At 67.5% G+C, this 16,826-nt stretch carries 14 protein-coding genes and 1 pseudogene; 9 read left to right on the top strand and 6 right to left on the bottom strand.

Going from position 1 to position 16,826, the window contains the following annotated elements:
• The first annotated feature begins 28 nt into the window (after positions 1–28).
• From AC0Z2B_RS15660 to tssE, 7 genes and pseudogenes are all read left to right on the top strand, one after another.
• Positions 29–1,084 (top strand): hypothetical protein, encoded by a 1,056-nt coding sequence (locus AC0Z2B_RS15660; protein ID WP_476297816.1) that lies wholly within the window; start codon positions 29–31, stop codon positions 1,082–1,084.
• Positions 1,068–4,295, top strand: a complete 3,228-nt coding sequence (locus tag AC0Z2B_RS15655; RefSeq protein ID WP_476297814.1) for an ImcF-related family protein — start codon at positions 1,068–1,070, stop codon at positions 4,293–4,295. The genes AC0Z2B_RS15660 and AC0Z2B_RS15655 overlap by 17 nt, the downstream gene beginning before the upstream one ends.
• Entirely contained in the window at positions 4,292–5,863 is a 1,572-nt protein-coding gene (gene tssA, locus AC0Z2B_RS15650; protein WP_476297812.1) for a type VI secretion system protein TssA, read from the top strand. The genes AC0Z2B_RS15655 and tssA overlap by 4 nt, the downstream gene beginning before the upstream one ends.
• 22 nt (positions 5,864–5,885) lie before the next feature.
• Complete coding sequence (gene tssF, locus AC0Z2B_RS15645; protein WP_476297810.1) at positions 5,886–7,655, top strand: type VI secretion system baseplate subunit TssF; 1,770 nt, start codon at positions 5,886–5,888, stop codon at positions 7,653–7,655.
• Positions 7,619–8,685 (top strand): annotated as a pseudogene (gene tssG / locus AC0Z2B_RS15640) (type VI secretion system baseplate subunit TssG). The gene tssF and the pseudogene tssG overlap by 37 nt, the downstream one beginning before the upstream one ends.
• Positions 8,666–9,202, top strand: coding sequence for a type VI secretion system lipoprotein TssJ (gene tssJ, locus AC0Z2B_RS15635; RefSeq protein ID WP_476297808.1), 537 nt, complete (start codon positions 8,666–8,668; stop codon positions 9,200–9,202). Before tssG ends, tssJ begins: the two are co-directional and overlap by 20 nt.
• Positions 9,203–9,205: 3 nt before the next feature.
• The gene (gene tssE / locus AC0Z2B_RS15630; RefSeq protein WP_476297806.1) at positions 9,206–9,640 is read left to right on the top strand and encodes a type VI secretion system baseplate subunit TssE; all 435 of its coding nucleotides are present in this window, start codon (positions 9,206–9,208) and stop codon (positions 9,638–9,640) included.
• A gap of 598 nt (positions 9,641–10,238) precedes the next feature.
• On the opposite strand, the gene modC is transcribed toward tssE, so the two are convergent.
• From modC to modA, 3 genes are read right to left on the bottom strand one after another with little or no spacing between them, the layout of a single operon-like run.
• The gene (gene modC, locus AC0Z2B_RS15625) at positions 10,239–11,327 is read right to left on the bottom strand and encodes a molybdenum ABC transporter ATP-binding protein (RefSeq protein WP_476297804.1); all 1,089 of its coding nucleotides are present in this window, start codon (positions 11,325–11,327) and stop codon (positions 10,239–10,241) included.
• Positions 11,328–11,330: 3 nt separating this feature from the next.
• Positions 11,331–12,011, bottom strand: a complete 681-nt coding sequence (gene modB, locus AC0Z2B_RS15620) for a molybdate ABC transporter permease subunit (RefSeq protein WP_416424641.1) — start codon at positions 12,009–12,011, stop codon at positions 11,331–11,333.
• On the bottom strand, positions 12,011–12,766 hold the full coding sequence (gene modA, locus AC0Z2B_RS15615; RefSeq protein ID WP_476297802.1) for a molybdate ABC transporter substrate-binding protein: 756 nt from the start codon (positions 12,764–12,766) through the stop codon (positions 12,011–12,013). The genes modB and modA overlap by 1 nt, the downstream gene beginning before the upstream one ends.
• Positions 12,767–12,931: 165 nt before the next feature.
• Here modA and acuR point away from each other — a divergent pair, with 165 nt between their 5' ends.
• Together acuR and acuI are read left to right on the top strand one after the other, a co-directional pair.
• Entirely contained in the window at positions 12,932–13,579 is a 648-nt protein-coding gene (gene acuR, locus AC0Z2B_RS15610; RefSeq protein ID WP_416424639.1) for an acrylate utilization transcriptional regulator AcuR, read from the top strand.
• A 73-nt stretch (positions 13,580–13,652) separates the two neighbouring features.
• The gene (gene acuI, locus AC0Z2B_RS15605; protein WP_476297800.1) at positions 13,653–14,636 is read left to right on the top strand and encodes an acrylyl-CoA reductase (NADPH); all 984 of its coding nucleotides are present in this window, start codon (positions 13,653–13,655) and stop codon (positions 14,634–14,636) included.
• A 3-nt stretch (positions 14,637–14,639) separates the two neighbouring features.
• On the opposite strand, the gene AC0Z2B_RS15600 is transcribed toward acuI, so the two are convergent.
• From AC0Z2B_RS15600 to mltA, 3 genes are all read right to left on the bottom strand, one after another.
• Positions 14,640–14,855: a hypothetical protein gene (locus AC0Z2B_RS15600; protein WP_416424637.1), complete on the bottom strand. Its 216-nt coding sequence runs from the start codon at positions 14,853–14,855 to the stop codon at positions 14,640–14,642.
• An 84-nt stretch (positions 14,856–14,939) separates the two neighbouring features.
• A complete protein-coding gene (locus tag AC0Z2B_RS15595) occupies positions 14,940–15,380 on the bottom strand; it encodes a CBS domain-containing protein (RefSeq protein ID WP_476297798.1) in 441 nt (146 codons plus the stop codon).
• Positions 15,381–15,558: 178 nt separating this feature from the next.
• The gene (gene mltA, locus AC0Z2B_RS15590; protein ID WP_476297796.1) at positions 15,559–16,704 is read right to left on the bottom strand and encodes a murein transglycosylase A; all 1,146 of its coding nucleotides are present in this window, start codon (positions 16,702–16,704) and stop codon (positions 15,559–15,561) included.
• Positions 16,705–16,826 lie beyond the last annotated feature (122 nt).

Genomic DNA, 16,826 nt, shown 5'->3' with positions numbered 1-16,826 from the left:
GTACGGCCCCTGGTTGACGGCGGGGGCGGTGCTGATGGTGATGGCGATGAGTCTCGGTGCGCTGCTGCACCCGGTGTTGGAAGCCTGGCAAATGATACTCGGGGGCGCCCTGGCTGCGTTGCTGTGGACGCTGGCCCTGCTGCTGCGGGTGATGCGCTTCCGGCTCAATCGGCATATCGCCGACTGTTATGACCATGAAATCGAGCAAATGACCCGAGAATGGTGGCGGGGGCATCGGCAACACGCTGCGTTGGTGGCGGCGGTGCTGTTGGGGCCGGGGTGCAGCGCGCCTGCGCACCTGCACCGGTTATTCGACCCCACGGCCAGCTCTCCGTCAGCCGAGGACGGCGGCGCCGGTCCGGCACTGCGGGTGTTGCCAGTGATGGGGCAGGGCAGCGACGAACGCGAGCAGGCGTTGGCCAGCCTGCTGGTGCTGCAGTGGCGCGAGCAGGCGCCCGATCTGGTGGAGTTGGAGCTGTTGGGCTGCTATTGGCAGGGCAGCGTTGAAGCCTGGGGAGCGTTTAAACGCCAGATGGCGACCAGCTTTCCGAAGGTCAGGCTGCCGGAGCAGCCCGAAGCCTGGTGCGGCATCCGCACCCTGAACGGGATTATCGACCAGGTGCAGCATGCACCGGCGCACGTGCGCATTCTTTGCGCCGGCTGCGAGTCGATGGCCCCGGTGCAGGGCAACGTGCTGCCGGCTGGCGAGGCGGCCGTGTTGTGGGTGTTCGCGCCTCAGGGCCGAGTACGGTTTTTGCGAGGTGAATGGTTTGCATCGCAGCACATGCCCCTGCCTGCCGTCGCAGACAGGGCCTTGCAGCAGGCGCAACTGGCGGAGCCCCCGACGGTGTGCGTGGCGTCCTCCCATGTGCAGGCCGCGCTGCGCAAGGCCGTGCACTGGAATCAGCGGCCGGAGCTGCTGGACACCCATTTCGGTGAACTGCCGCAACTCGCGGCCATGGTTGCGCAGACCCTGGCAGCGTCACAGGCGGCCCAGCACGGGGCACCGTGCGCCTGGCTGGCCAACGACCCTCACTACACCCTGGCGCTTGGAGTGGTAAAAACCGATGATTCAACGCATTGATGAGCCTAAGCATTACCTCTGGCACTCGCTATTGCTGCTCGCGCTGCTGGTGACCGTAATGGTTGCCGTTGGAGCTGTAGCATGGCGGCTGTGGGGGGCTCCCGACACGCTCAGTCGCCCAGCGCTGCAGGATCTTTCAGCCCAGCTGCTGGCCTGCTGGCTAGTGTTGTTCAGCCTGGCGGTCAGCGTCTTGCTGGTGTTGCGGTGTGGTGTGCGCGAGTTTGTGCAGGGCGTCTTTGCGCCTGTGTTGCCTGCCAAACCCGTGGTTCCAGCACCCCGGCGCCGCCCGGAACTGGTCGACTACCTACGCACCTACTACGGCCTCCTCTGGCGCCACAAGGCCCGCCTGATCCTGGTCGTCGGCGAAGCCGAGCAGATCGAAAGCATCGCCCCCGGCCTCACCACCCAGCACTGGCTGGAAGGCCACGGCACGGTGCTGATCTGCGGTGGCAGTCTGAACGGCACCCAGCCCGACGAGCAGATCAAGCTGCTAAAAGCGCTGCACGCCCGCCCCCTCGACGCCATCCTCTGGACCCTCACCACCCCCCAAAGCCAAGACCCCAAAGCCATGAGCGCCGGCAGCCGCTACCTCCGCGACTTGTCCCAGGCCCTAGGCTGGCAGTTGCCCCTGTACCTCTGGGAAGTCTGCCCCCAGGCCTGGATCGAACCTTTCGAACCCGCCCAGCCGGTAGGCTGCCTGCTGGCCCCGGACGATGACCTGGGCGCCGCCCTGCAACAGCTGATCGAACCCCTGAACCAGCAAGGCATGGCCCATATCCAGGTGCACCGCACTCACTGTTTCCTCTTTTACCTCGGCCACCACCTGCACACCCACGGCGCCGCCCACTGGCCCCAGGCGCTGGCGCCGCTGCTGCCCGAGTTTGCCCGCAGCACGCCGCTGCGCGGCCTGCACTTCAGCCTGGCCCGCACCGACGGGCCGGTGCCGGGCACCGAGCACCTGCTGCAGCTCGACGGCGCCTGGGCGGCGCTGTTGGCGGACCGCAAGACTCGCCCGCGGCGGCGCGGCTGGCATGTGCGGCGCGTGCTGTACGTGGCGACCTTGGCCGCCATTGGTGTGATGGCCGCCGGTACGCTGCTGTCCTTCATTACAAACCGCCACCAGGCCCTGCATCTGGCGCAGGTCGCAGAACAGCCGATCACCAATCTCACAAGCCTCAGCGACCTCACCCGCGAGGTAGACCGCCTGGAATACCGCCGCGTCCACGGCGAGCCCTGGTACCTGGGCTTTGGCCTGAGCCACAGCCAGGCGTTGCTCGACATGCTCTGGCCGCGCTACGTGCAGGCTACCCATGCGCTGCTGCGCGACAAGGCCGTGGCCAGCCTGGAGCAGACGCTGTGGACCCTGGTGGCGCAGCCCGCCGGCAGCCAGGCGCGCACGGAGATGGCCGGTGGCGCCTACGAGCCGCTCAAGGCCTACCTGATGCTCGCGCACCCGGAAAAAGCCGATCCGGCGTTCCTGGAAAAACTGCTGCTTGAGCGCGTGCCTGATCTGCCCGGCCAATGGTCGTTCTACCTCCAGCAACTCCCCAGCCATCCCGAATGGCGCATCGACGCCAACCCGCGCCTGATCGCCCAGGTGCGGCAGATCCTGCTCGGCGAGCTGGGCCAGCGCAACGCCGAGGCCAGCCTGTACCAGCAGGTGCTGGACCGCGCGGGCAACCATTTCCCGCCGATGGCGCTGGCGCAGATGCTTGGCGACACCCAGGCGTCGGCGCTGTTTGGCGCGCCCCGCAGCGTGCCGGGCATCTTTACCCGCCAGGCGTGGGACGGGCAGATACGGGCTGCCATCGACGACATTGCCGAGGCGCGTAGGGCGAAAATCGATTGGGTGCTCAGTGACCAGGACTCGAACGTCGATAGCGAGCTGTCCCCTGAAGCCCTCAAGGCCAGACTCACCGCCCGCTACTTCAAGGACTTCGGCAGCGCCTGGCTGAGCTTCCTCAACAGCGTGCGCTGGCGCCAGGCCAAGGACCTGGGCGAGGCGGTCGACCAGCTCGCCCTGATCAGCGACCCGCAGCAATCGCCGCTGCTGGCCCTGATCACCACCGTGGCCTACCAGGCCGGAACCGGCGGCAAAGCGCTGATCAACACGGCGCAGCAAACCATCGATACGCCCATGCCGCCGGGCCCGCTGGACGCCACCTTCGCCCCGCTGCTGCAACTGCTGGCCAAGGACAACAGCCCGCTGAGCCTGCACAGCTACCTCACCCGCGTCACCCGCGTGCGCCTGCAACTCCAGCAGGTCGACGACGCCAGCGACCCCCAGGCGATGACCCAGGCCCTGGCCCAGTCGGTGTTCCAGGGCCGCACCCTGGACCTTGGCGACAGCCGCGAGTACGGCAGCCTGATCGCCGCCAGCCTGGGCGGGCAATGGAGCGGCTTTGGCCAGAACCTGTTCGTCAAACCCCTGGCCCAGGCCTGGCAGCAGGTGCTGCAACCTTCCGCCGCAGCGCTCAATGCGCAGTGGCAGCGGGCGATCGTCGAGCACTGGGATGGCGCCTTCAGCGGCCGCTACCCGTTCGCCGCCACCGGCAGCGACGCCTCCTTGCCGATGCTGGGGCAGATGATCCGCGCCGGCACCGGGCGCATCGACCAGTTCCTGCAGCAGGAGCTGGGCGGCGTGCTGCGCAAGGAGGGCAACCGCTGGGTCGTCGACCCGCGGCACAGCCAGGGCCTGCGGGTGAATCCGGCGTTCCTGGCGGCGGTCAACCGCCTGGGCCACCTGGCGGACGTGCTCTACACCGACGGCGGCATGGGCCTGGGCTTCGCGCTGCAGGCCAAGGCGCTGCCCGAGCTGGTGCAGACCACCTTCATCCTCAACGGCGAACGCCTGCATTACTTCAACCAGAAGCCAAGCTGGAAGCGCTTCCTCTGGCCCGGCGGCAGCGACTACCCCGGCGCCAGCCTGAGCTGGACCAGCGTTGCCACCGGCGAACGGCTGTTCGGTGCCTACGACGGCGCCTGGGGCCTGATCCGCCTGCTGGAGCAGGCCCAGGTGACGGCGCTGGACGACAGCGACACACGCTTTCGCCTGGTGCTGAAGGCTCCGGACGGCATCCCGCTGACCTGGCACCTGCGCACGGAACTGGGCGCAGGGCCGCTGGCGCTGCTCACGCTGCGCGGCTTCAGTTTGCCGTCGCGAATTTTCCTGGCGGACAACGGCCAGGCATCCACTGGAGGTGTTGAATGAGTCTGCAAGGATTGCGTACCACTTGCCTGGGGGACCGCGATGCGCTGGCCCTGGGGCGCGAACAGGCCGGTCGTTGGGACGCCTGGCTACAGCCTGTCAGCCAGCAGTTGCCGACTGGCGACGACCCCAGTTACGACGATGATTTCCAGTGCCTGCGTGAGGAGGTCAACAAACTGTCCGGGGCCGATACCGAGCAGGTGATCTGCCTGGGGGAAAAGCTCTTGACCCATAGGTGCAAGGACCTGCGGGTGGCCACTTATTACCTGTGGGCGCGCCTGCAACGCGACGGTGAAGCGGGGCTGGCCGATGGCCTGGCCTTGCTGGCGGCCATGGTGGAGCGCTTCGGCACGGCGCTGCTGCCAGCGCGGCCCACCAGCCGCAAGCTGGCCCTGGAGTGGCTGGCGGCGGACAAGCTGCTGGGCAGCCTGTCCTTGTACCCCGAGGTAGTCAGGGCCGAGGCCGAGCGCACGGTGGCCGCGTTGGTGTGGCTTGAACATGGCCTGCTGGCTTGGCCAGAAGATGAGCGCCCGCAGTTGGGCGTGCTGTACGACGCGCTGTCGGCGCGCCTGGCGCGCTCCGGGGGTGTCGATGCCGTGGTGCCGCAGCACAGCGCCGGGGCCGGCGGGGCAGGAGGGTTGGCAGCGCCCGTGGCGATAAAGTCCGGCCGCGACCTGCTGGACAGCGCCCGCGCTTTGGCCACCTACCTGCGTGACCAACCCCAGGGCTGGCTGGCGGCGCACCGCCTGATGAAAAGCGTGCGCTGGGACACCGTGCACCAGGCTCCCCCCGAAGACACCCATGGCAATACGCGCCTCGCCGCTCCGCGTGGCGATTATCGCGTGCAACTCAAGCGCCTGTATGTGCAGCAGCGCTGGGACGAACTGCTGGAGCTGGTGGAGCGGGTGTACGCCGAAGCCGTCAACCACTTCTGGCTGGACCTGCAATGGTACCTGTGCCAGGCGCTGGCCAGGCAGCCGGCGCCCCGGGACGCCTGGGCGCAGATCGTCCAGCGTGACCTGGGCATGCTGCTCGAGCGCCTGCCGGGCCTGGAGCAACTGCGGTGGAGCGACGGCAGCGCGTTTGCCGATGAGACCACCCGCGAGTGGATCAGCCAGCAGGTTAGTGGCAACCGTCCGGCCCAGTGGCTGGCGGCGGCGCCCGTGGCGGTACAGGACGACATCCTGGCCCTGCAGGACGAGGCCTTGGCCCAGGCCGAAAGCCAGGGGGTAGAGCTGGCCCTGGCGTGGCTGGCCGCCCGGCCAGAGGCGCACGGCGGGCGCGAGCGCTGGTTGCTGCGCCTGCTGATGGCGCGGGTAGCCGAGCAGTACGGCAAGCACGAACTGGCCGTGCACCTGTTGGGCGAACTGGAGCAGGTGGCGCAGCGCCAGCTCTTGGTTCAATGGGAGCCGCAGCTGGTATTTGAGACCAAGGCGCGGTTGCTCAAGCTGCTGCGCATGAAAGCCCAGCGCAGTGACGTCGACAAGCCTGCCCTGGCACGACGCATGGAGGCCTTGCTGGCCTCGCTGGTGGCCATCGACCCCGTCCGCGCCGCGGTGCTGTGCGGTTGACCCTTTACACACGAGACGTGCCATGAGCCTGGATAACCTGACCCTGCATTACTTTGACGCCGAGATGCGCTACCTGCGCGAGGCGGGCAAGGAGTTTGCCGACGCGTTCCCGGACCGCGCCGCCCACCTCAACCTGGACAAGCCAGGCGCGCAGGACCCGTACGTGGAGCGCTTGTTCGAAGGCTTTGCGTTCCTGATGGGACGCTTGCGCGAGAAGCTCGACGATGACCTGCCGGAACTGACCGAGGGGCTGGTAAGCCTGCTCTGGCCCCATTACCTGCGGACCATTCCTTCGCTCTCGATCGTGGAATTGGCGCCCGACCTGGGGCAGCTGAGCCGCAGCGAGCCACTCGCCTCGGGCTTCGAAGTACTGTCGCAGCCCGTGGGACCACAGCGCACGCGTTGCCGCTACACCACCACCCAGGCGCTGACCTTGCGGCCCTTGACGCTGGAAGCGTTGCGGGTGGCCCAGGTCGCTGATGGTCGTTCGATGGTGTGCCTGCGGTTTGCCCGCGGCGCCATGGCCGCCTGGGCAGCCATGAACCTGGCGGAACTGCCGTTGTACCTGAACGCCGATGCCGCACTGGCCACCGCCCTGCACCACGCCCTGACCCTCAATGCCCGGGACGTCTACCTGCGCTTGCCTGGCCTGCCGACGCGGCAGGCGGTGGCGATGACGTTCGCCGCCAAGGGCTTCGCCGAGGACGACCGCCTGTGGCCCAAAGGGGACAGCGCCTTCAGTGGCTACCAACTGCTGCTGGAGTATTTCACCTTCCGCGAGAAGTTCATGTTCGTCACCCTGCGCGGCTTGCAGCACGTGCGTTTGCCCCCGGAGGCGCCGTGGTTCGAGCTGGAGGTGGAGCTCAAGCAGGCCTGGCCGCAGCACCTGGCGTTGAGCCGCGAGCACCTGCGGTTGCACGCGGTGCCCGTGATCAACCTGTTCGAACTGGAGTCGGACCCATTGCTGGTGGACCCCTTGCAGACCGATTACCTGCTGCGTGCCAAGCGCCTGCAGGACGGCCATACCGAGATCTATTCGGTGGACGAGGTGAGCAGTACGGTGGACGGCGAGCGCCAGGCGTTCGTGCCCTTCAGCAGCTTTCGCCACAAGGGCGGCATGCTGCGCGAGCAGGCGCCGGAGCGCTACTTCCACACCCGTTTGAAACGCGGTGCCAACGGCCTTCACGACACCTGGCTGGTGCTGGGCGGCGAAGACTTCGAGCAGGCGCGCTTGAGCCACAATGAAAGCCTGTCCCTGCGCCTGACCGGCACCCACGGCCAACTGCCGCGCAAGGCCCTGCAGAGCACCTTGCTCGATACCGCCGTGCACGCTCCCCACCCCGGGTTCAAGGTGCGCAACCTGTGCGCGCCGACCTTGCCGTGTTACCCGCCCAACCGCGACCGCTTTCATTGGCGGGTGCTCAGCCACCTGGGTTCCAACTTCCTGCCGATGCTGGACAGCGCCGAGGTGCTGCGCGGCACCCTGGCGTTGTACGAATGGACCGGCAGCGAACTGAATCGGCGGCGCCTGGAAGCCATCGTCGAGGTAAGGCACCGGTTGATCCAACGGTTTGAAAAGGGCTTCCTGCGCCGCGGCGTGGACATCGAAGTGACCCTGGACAGCAACGGTTTTTGCGGCGAAGGCGATATCAGCCTGTTCGGCGAAATGCTCAACCGTTTCTTTGCGCTGTACGCCGATATCCATCTGTTCATCCAGCTGACGCTGGTCCTGCAACCTACCGGGGAGTGCCTGCGATGGAGCGAAAACCACAGCCAGCGGATCCCCGGTTGAGCGTCGAGGCGCTGGTTGACGTCCTGCGCGAGCGAGTATCGGAAGCCAGCGTCTACCGCTTCTGCCAGTGGCTGGAGCACGCGGCGCCTGGGCGGCCGCCGCTGGGCAGCACGGCGCGGCCTGGCGATGACCCGGTGCGTTTTCGCCCTGACCCCGGCATGGGTTTCCCGGCCGGCGAACTGAAGGCCATCGAGGCCGGCGGCCAACACCCGGCGACCGTGCGCACACGACTGCTGGGGCTGTATGGCGTGGACTCGCCACTGCCCACGGCCTACCTGGATGACATCGCCCAGCGGCGCGAAGGGCATGAGGCGCTGGAAGGCTTCCTGGATATCTTCAACCACCGGATCTTCACCCAGTTCTACCGCATCTGGCGCAAGTATTCGTACCCGGCCACGTTCGAGCCGGGCGGCAGCGATGCTACCTCGCAATGCCTGCTGGGCCTGGTCGGGCTTGGCATTCCGGCACTGCCCGGCACATCGCCACGCCGGTGTCGCGCTTCCTGGCGCTGCTGGGGGTGATGCGCCTGCCCACCCGCAACGCCGAAGGCATTCGCGCACTGGTGACGTTGCTGGCGCCGCAGACGCAGGTGTTCGTCACGCCGCATTGGCCCTTGAAAGTGGCGCTGGCAAGGCCTGGGAGGCTGGCTCGCAGCCAGCCGGTGAGCCTGGCCGAAGGTACGCCACTGGGCGGCATCGGCCTCGATGGCAATAGCCAGCTGTTGCTGACCCTGTGCACGCCAGACCCGGAGGAGGCGCGCGGCTGGCTGCCAGGCGCACCGCTGCATTCCGACGTGCTGGTGCTGCTGCGGGTGTACTTGGGCTGGCGCTGTACCGCCCGGTTGTGCCTGACCCTCACGCCGCCGTTGTTGCCTCCGCCCTTGTTGGGCGGTGCTGGCGTGTTGCTCGGCATGACCTGCGTACTAGGCAGCACCAACCCAGCCCCCGTGACCATCAACCTGGGCCGCTACCACGGCCTGCTCCCCAACCCGCACCACAGGACAACCGAACATGTCGCGTACACTTTTTAACCGTTTGTTGTTGGCCAGCTGCGTCACGCTGCTGGGTGGCTGTGGCCTGACCCAGGCGGTCAGCGACGGTACGGCGTCCACCGCCCGGGCGATCTTCCACAAACAAGTGAAGACCCTGCGCCTGGACCTCGACGCCCGCACGGCGATGAACCCCGAGGGGCGCGACATGCGCGCGCTGTCGGTGCCGACCCAGGTGCGCGTGTATCAATTGCGCGATCGCATGGCGCTGGAAAAGGCCAGCTACGACGCGATCGCGGCCGACAGTGAGTCGCTGCTGCGTGACGATCTGCTGGATGAGCACGCGCTGGTGCTCAAGCCCGGCAGCGGTGCGCAGCTGAATGTGCCCTTGGCCAAAGAGACGCAGTTTGTCGCGCTGGTGGCGCTGTTCCGTGAGCCAGACGACCGCCTTCACACCTGGCGCCTCACGCTGCGGCGTGACCAGCTGCTGCCCGACCAGGCTCGCGTGGTCGAGCTGGGGGATAACCGCTTGAGATTGCGCCCACTGGACAAGGAGTAGCCCATGGGCGATTCGGGCGCTTCGCTTTATGAACGATTGCTGCAGAACTTCGACGGTGAATTGGACTTGCACGCTGTCGCCGAGCAAGACCAGGCGACGCTGTCAGTGCTCGACAACCTGCAGCGCATCCTCAATAGCCGTGCCGGGGCGCTCAGCCACTTGCCCGATTATGGCCTGCCGGACATGGGCCTTGTTCTTCAAGGCCTGCCTGCCACCGCCCACGGGCTAATCGGCAACATGGCCGCAACCCTGCTCAAGTACGAGCCACGCCTGGCGGCCATCGAAATCCAGTTGTTGCCCCAACGCCTTCCTGGTCATCTCGAGTACGGGCTGAGCGTGCAACTCAAGGGCGGCACCCAGACCCGCTTCGGCCTCCATCTGGGGCCGGAGGGCAGGGTGCTGGTTCGTCATCTGAGGGGGGTGGATGGCCTCACGTAACCAAACCGCGTTGCAGACGTAGCAGCTGCCGAAGGCTGCGTCCGGCCCCAACGCAGTATTGCTGGGCCTACGCGGTGCGTTCGGACGCGGCCTGCGGCCGCTGCTACAGAAACCGCGTTGGCTGGGCGGGGTAGGAGCCGGCCTTGGCCGCGATGCAGACGACGCGATCGCCCCTGTAGCAGCTGCCGAAGGCTGCGTCCGGCCACGGCGCGGTACACCTTGGGGGATACGCGGCGCCATTGGACGCGGCCTGCGGCCGCTGCTACAGAAACCGCGTTGGCTGGGCGGGGTAGGAGCCGGCCTTGGCCGCGATGCAGACGACGCGATCGCCCCTGTAGCAGCTGCCGAAGGCTGCGTCCGGCCACGGCGCGGTACACCTTGGGGGATACGCGGCGCCATTGGACGCGGCCTGCGGCCGCTGCTACAGAAACCGCGTTGGCTGGGCGGGGTAGGAGCCGGCCTTGGCCGCGATGCAGACGACGCGATCGCCCCTGTAGCAGCTGCCGAAGGCTGCGTCCGGCCACGGCGCGGCACATCTTGGGAGATACGCGGCGCCATTGGACGCGGCCTGCGGCCGCTGCTACGGGGATTGCGCCACTCACGCCAACACTGCCACCGCCTTGATCTGCGCCCACACTGCGCTGCCCACGCCCAGCCCCAGCTGGTCCCAGGAATAGCGTGTGACCCGCGCGAGCAACGGCGTGCCTGCCGCGTCCAGGCTCACCAGCACGTGGGCGCTGTTGTCCGCTACGCGCTGGCCGGTGACAGTCACTGGCAGGCGGTTGAGGATGCTGCTCTGGCCCTGGCCGTCCAGGCTCAGGCTGACGTCGCGGGCCTGCACCTTGACCCGCAGCGGGCTGCCCAGGGCCAGCGGGCCATGGGCCACGCGAATGTGCAGGTCGGTGTTGGGCAGGGCCAGGCTGAGCAGCTGGTAGGCGGGGTCATGGGCCTGGACCTGGCCGTGGATGATGACGCCGGCGTCGTCGCCCAGGGCCAGCGGCAAATCCAGGCGTGCCAGGGTCTGGGCGATGGGGCCGCTGGCCAGTACCTGGCCGGCCTCCAGCAGCACCAGATGGTCGGCCAGGCGCGCCACTTCGTCCTGGGCGTGGCTGACGTACACCACCGGGATGTCCAGTTCGTCGTGCAGGCGCTCCAGGTACGGCAGGATCTCGGCCTTGCGCTGGCTGTCCAGCGCCGCCAGCGGCTCGTCCATCAGCAGCAGGCCGGGGCTGGCCAGCAGCGCGCGGGCAATGCCCACGCGCTGGCGTTCGCCGCCGGACAGGTGGGTAGGCATGCGCGTCAGCAGGTGGCCGATGCCCAGCAGCTCGCAGGCCTGCTCCAGCTCGACCTTGCGCTGGCTGTTGGCGATGCGTTTCCAGCCAAACTCCAGGTTGCGCCGCACGTTGAGGTGGGCGAATAGGCTGGCTTCCTGGAACACGTAGCCCAACGGGCGCTGGTGCGGCGGCAGGAACAGGCCGCGCTGGCTGTCCTGCCAGACCTGGCCGTTGATTTCGATGTAGGCGTCGGCGGCGCGCTCAAGGCCGGCCAGGCAGCGCAGGCAGGTGGTCTTGCCCGAGCCGGACTGGCCGAACAGCGCGGTGACACCGCGGCCGGGCAGTTGCAGGTCGACGTCCAGGGTGAAGGCGGGGAAGCGCTGGCGAATGCGCGCGGTCAGGGGGGCGGCCACGGGTCAACTCCAGCGGGCTTTGGCGTGGCCGCGGGCGTACAAGGCCAGCAGCACCAGGAACGAAAAGACCAACATGGCACCGGCCAGCCAGTGGGCCTGGGCGTACTCCATGGCTTCCACGTGGTCGTAGATCTGCACCGAGACCACGCGGGTCTTGTCGGGGATGTTGCCGCCGATCATCAGCACCACGCCGAACTCACCGACGGTGTGGGCGAAACCCAGGATGCTGGCGGTGACGAAGCCGGGGCGGGCCAGGGGCACCACCACGCTGAAGAAGCAGTCCCAGGGGCTGGCGCGCAGGGTCGCGGCCACTTCCAGGGGGCGGTCGCCGATGGCGGTGAAGGCGTTTTGCAACGGCTGCACCACGAACGGCAGGGAATAGATGGCCGAGCCGATCACCAGGCCGGCGAAGCTGAAGGTCAGGGTGCCCAGGCCCAGGGCCTGGGTGGCATGGCCGATGAAACCGTTGGGCCCCATGGCCAGCAGCAGGTAGAAACCGATGACCGTGGGCGGCAGCACCAGCGGCAGCGCTACCACGGCCCCCACCGGCCCGCGCAGGCGCGAGCGGGTGCGGGCCAGCCACCAGGCGATCGGGGTGCCGATCACCAGCAGCAACAGGGTCGTCAGCGACGCCAGCTTGACCGTCAGCCAGATGGCCGACAGGTCACTTGCATCCAGTGGCATCAGAGCTCATAGCCGTAGGACTTGATGATGGCGGCGGCTTTCGGGCCTTTCAGGTACTGCACCAGGGCCTTGGCGGCGGCGCTGTCCTTGCCCTTGTTGAGGATGACCGCGTCCTGCTTGATCGGGTCATGCAGGTTGGCCGGCACGATCCACGCCGAGCCGCTGGTGACCTTGCCGTCCTTGTAGATCTGCGACAGCGCCACGAAGCCCAGCTCGGCGTTGCCGGTGGAGACGAACTGGTAGGCCTGGGTGATGTTCTGGCCTTCGACGATCTTGGCCTTGGTGGCCTCGGTGAGTTTCAGCTTGTCCAGCACCTGGGTGGCGGCCAGGCCGTAGGGCGCGGCTTTCGGGTTGGCGATGGACAGGTGCTGGTACTGGTTGGCCTTGAGCACCTCGCCCTTGCCGTCGACGTAGCCGTCCTTGGCCGACCACAGCGCCAGGGTGCCCACGGCGTAGGTGAAGCGCGAGCCCTTGACGGTGTCGCCTTCGCTTTCAAGCTTGGCCGGGGTGGTGTCGTCGGCGGCCAGGAACACCTCGAACGGCGCGCCGTTCTTGATCTGGGTGTAGAACTGGCCGGTGGCGCCGTAGGCCGCGACCAGCTTGTGGCCGGTGTCGGCCTCAAAGCCCTTGGCGATGGCCTGGATGGGTGCGGTGAAGTTGGCGGCCACGGCCACCTGCACTTCATCGGCGTGGGCGTTGAAGGCCAGGGCGGCGAACAGGCCGAGAAGGGCGAGGCGAGGGGTGCTGACGGACATGCTGAAACTCCTTTTTTGAATTTTTCGTTATGTTCGCGAATATATAGCGAAGCGCCATAAGTGCCTACCCCCCCAGTGATGGCGGGACGCAGCCTTCGGCAGCTGCTACGGGGGCGCGTTCGACAATGGTTGACAATCGAGACGGCCAGTCTAATATCGGTGTTCATGACTACGCCAACCCAAGCACCCGTCCCCCGCAGACCCGGCCGCCCCCCCAAGGTGCCTCGCGAGCATTACGACACCCGCGAGCTGCTGGTCCGTTGCGGTACTGAAATCCTCACCGAGCAAGGCTTCAGCGCCACCGGCATCGACATGATCCTCAAGCGTGTCGGGGTGCCCAAGGGCTCGTTCTATCACTACTTCGCCAGCAAGGACGCCTTCGGCCGGGCCTTGCTCGACAACTACGCGCAGTACTTCGCCGCCAAGCTCGACCGCTGGCTGCTGGACGAGTCGGTAGCGCCGCTGGAGCGCGTGCTGGCGTTTGCCGAGGACGCGCAGAAGGGCATGGCCAAGCACGAATACCGCCGTGGTTGCCTGGTAGGCAACCTGGGCCAGGAAATCTCGGTGCTGCCCGAAGGCTACCGCGAGGCCATCGACGCGGTGTTCCGGGACTGGCAGCAGCGTTTGAGCACCTGCCTCAAGGCCGCCCAGGCCGCCGGCGACCTGCCCAAGGAAGCCGACTGCGACGAGCTGGCGGCATTTTTCTGGACCGGTTGGGAAGGCGCGGTGTTGCGCGCCCGGCTGGTACGCAGTGCGCAGCCCATGCGCGTGTTCGTCAGCGGCTTCCTGCGCTCGGCGTTTTTCCAGATCTGAGGTTGATCAAGCCGGCACTGCCGGCTTTTTCAGCGCCATTAAAAGACAATCGGTCTATATAAGGGAGAGCTCCATGTTCAACGCTATCGTGATCGAGAAGGATGAGCAGGGCCAGCGCGCCGCCGTGCAAGCGCTGGATGAGGCGCAGCTGCCTGCGGGCAACGTCACCGTCGCGGTGGCCTACAGCACCCTCAACTACAAGGACGGCCTGGCCATTACCGGCCAGGGCCCGGTGGTGCGCAGTTTCCCCATGGTGCCGGGCATCGACCTGGTGGGCACGGTGCAAAGCAGCCAGCATGCCGATTTCAAGCCCGGCGACGCGGTGCTGCTCAATGGCTGGGGCGTGGGCGAGGGGCATTGGGGCGGGCTGGCGCAGCAGGCGCGGCTGGACGGCGACTGGCTGATTCCGTTGCCCAAGGGCTTCACGCCGGCCGAGGCCATGGCCATCGGCACCGCCGGCTACACGGCGATGCTGTGCGTGATGGCCCTGGAGCGCCATGGCGTGACGCCAGACAAAGGTGAGGTGCTGGTGACCGGCGCCAACGGCGGGGTCGGCAGCTTCGCCATCGCCCTGCTGGCCAGGCTCGGCTACCGGGTGGTGGCGTCAACCGGCCGCGCCAGCGAGCACGACTACCTCAAGCGCCTGGGTGCCAGCGAGGTGATCGACCGCGCCAGCCTGTCGGCGCCGGGCAAACCGCTGGCGAAGGAACGTTGGGCGGGGGCGGTGGACTCGGTGGGCAGCCACACCCTGGCCAACGTCTGCGCCACCACCCGCTACCACGGCGCGGTGGCGGCCTGCGGCCTGGCCCAGGGCATGGATTTCCCAGGCTCGGTGGCGCCGTTCATTCTGCGGGGGGTGGCGTTGCTGGGCATCGACAGCGTCAAGCGGCCCAAGGCCGACCGTGTCGAGGCCTGGGACCGCCTGGCCCGCGACCTGGATCGCGAGCTATTGCCGCTGATCAGCCGTGAAGTCGGCTTGAGTGAAGCGGTGGAAGTGGCCAATCAATTGATGGCCGGCACCGTGCGCGGGCGCGTGGTGGTGGACGTCAACCGCTGACGGTCAGCGCTTGCCCATCGAACGGCGAGTGCCGTTGGGCGCGCGGCCCGGGGTCTTGTCGTGGTTGGACTTGCCGGCGCCCGGGTAGGTGGCGGCTTTTTTCGCCGCGGCGAAGGCGCCGGGCTTGAACGGGAAGCTGAACGCCGGCACGGCGGCCTGGCTGTCGCTGCCGGTGTCTTCGGGCAGGGCTTGGGCAGGGGCTTGTTGGTCGACAGACATGCGGGAACTCCGGGGCGTGCAGGGTAGTGTCCGGGGCCGTCCCCGGGAGCCGCGCAGTATACCTGCGCGGCTGCGCGGGCGCGCCTACTCGCCGCGAATATATTGCTCCAGCTGGCGGATCAGGTCGGCCTGCTCGGCAATGGCCTCCTTGACCAGGTCACCGATGGACAGCAGCCCCACCAGCTGGCCATCCACCACCACCGGCAGGTGGCGCAGGTGGCCGTCGGTCATCATGTTCATGCAGGCGTCGATGTTCTGGTGGGTGTCCACGGTCACCACCTTGGCGCTCATGATGTCGCGCACCGGCGTGCCTACTGACGAACGCCCCTCCAGCACCACCTTGCGGGCGTAGTCGCGTTCACTGACGATGCCCACCACGGCGCCATCCTTGACCACCGGCAGGGCGCCGACGTTTTTCTCGGCCATCAGGCGCAGGGCCTCGACCACCATCTGGTCGGGGCCGATGGTGTGCACCTGCTGATTCTGCTGGGCCTTGAGCTTGAGTAATTCGGCAACGGTCTTCATCACAGCCTCTGCGGTTCTGGTTATACGCACAGCGTAGCAGCAACTGTGTGAGGAAGTTCCCGTAGCCGCTGCCTATAGGCTGCGCTGGCCCCTGAGTACACTGCAGATCTTCAGTGAGGAGGCGGGCCAGCGCAGCCTATCGGCAGCGGCTACGGTCGATCTGCGTACCGGGCGCGGGCTATTGCACCTTCGGCGGCTGCGCGCCCTTGGGCCACAGCAGCCAGATCTGCCCCTGCTGCTTCATGTTGCCCGCCAGTTCGCCGGCCTTGTCGCCGGTGCCCCAGAACAGGTCCGCGCGCACTTCGCCGGCGATGGCGCCGCCGGTGTCCTGGGCGGCCACCGGGCGTACGATGGTCTTGCCGTCGGGGCTGGTGGTGTTCAGCCACAGCAGGCTGCCCAGTGGGATCACCTTGCGGTCGATGGCCACGCTGTAGCCGGCGGTCAGCGGCACGTTCAGCGAGCCGCGCGGGCCTTCGTTGCTGTCCGGGCGGGTGGAGAAGAACACGTAGCTGGGGTTGCTGGCCAGCAGCTCCGGCACCCGCGCCGGGTTGGCGGTGGCCCAGTCGCGGATCTTGCCCATGCTGACCTCTTCCTTCTTCAGCAGCCCCTGTTCCACCAGCCAGCGGCCCACCGGCTTGTAGGGCCAGCCGTTCTGGTCGGCATAACCGATGCGCAGCTGGCGGCCGCTGTCCAGCTGGATGCGCCCCGAGCCCTGGATCTGCAGGAATTGCAGGTCCATGGGGTTGGTCAGCCAGGCCAGGGTGGGCGCGTTGACCGGTTTCTGGTTAATGGCGGAAGCGTCGTCATAGGGGCGCAGCACATGGCCGTCCAGGCGCCCGCGCAGGCGCTTGCCCTTGAGTTCGGGGTAGACGCTGTCCAGCGCTACCACGATGAGGTCGTCGGGCACGCCCAGCACCGGCACGGTGTGCTGGTCGTCGCGGGCCAGGCTGCCGGGGTACACCGGCTCGTAGTAGCCGGTGATCAGGCCGCGGTCCTGGTCCTGGCCCGAGCGCAGGCTGTAGACCTGCAACTGGTTCTGCAGGAAGGCGCGCACGGCGGCCGGTTGTGCCGGCACCTGGGCGGCGGCCGCGCAGGTGGCGCCCCAGGTGGCGTCCTTGGCCAGGCGCTGGCAGGCCGAGTTCCAGGCGGTATAGCCGGCCATCAGGTCGGCGTCGCTGACCGCCGGCAGGGCGCTCCAGTCGACACTGACGTAGGTGGTGGGTGGCGGTGGCTTGGGCTTGCCGAAGTCGCAGCCGGCCAGCAGCGCCAGCACACCGGTGGCGGCCAGCAGCAGGCGTGGCCATTTGATCGCTGAAGTCTTCACTCAGGGGGTGTCCGCAATACGAGTGGAAAGGGGCGTAGCTTGGGCAAAGGCGGGCGCGGCGTCAAATCGTCGGGCAAGCAGGTATAATGGATGTTTATCCAGCGGTTCGACGAGGTCAGTGC

The sequence above is a fragment of the Pseudomonas sp. GYB4201 genome (genome assembly GCF_056312595.1).
This window is presented reverse-complemented; position numbering and strand designations above follow the sequence as displayed.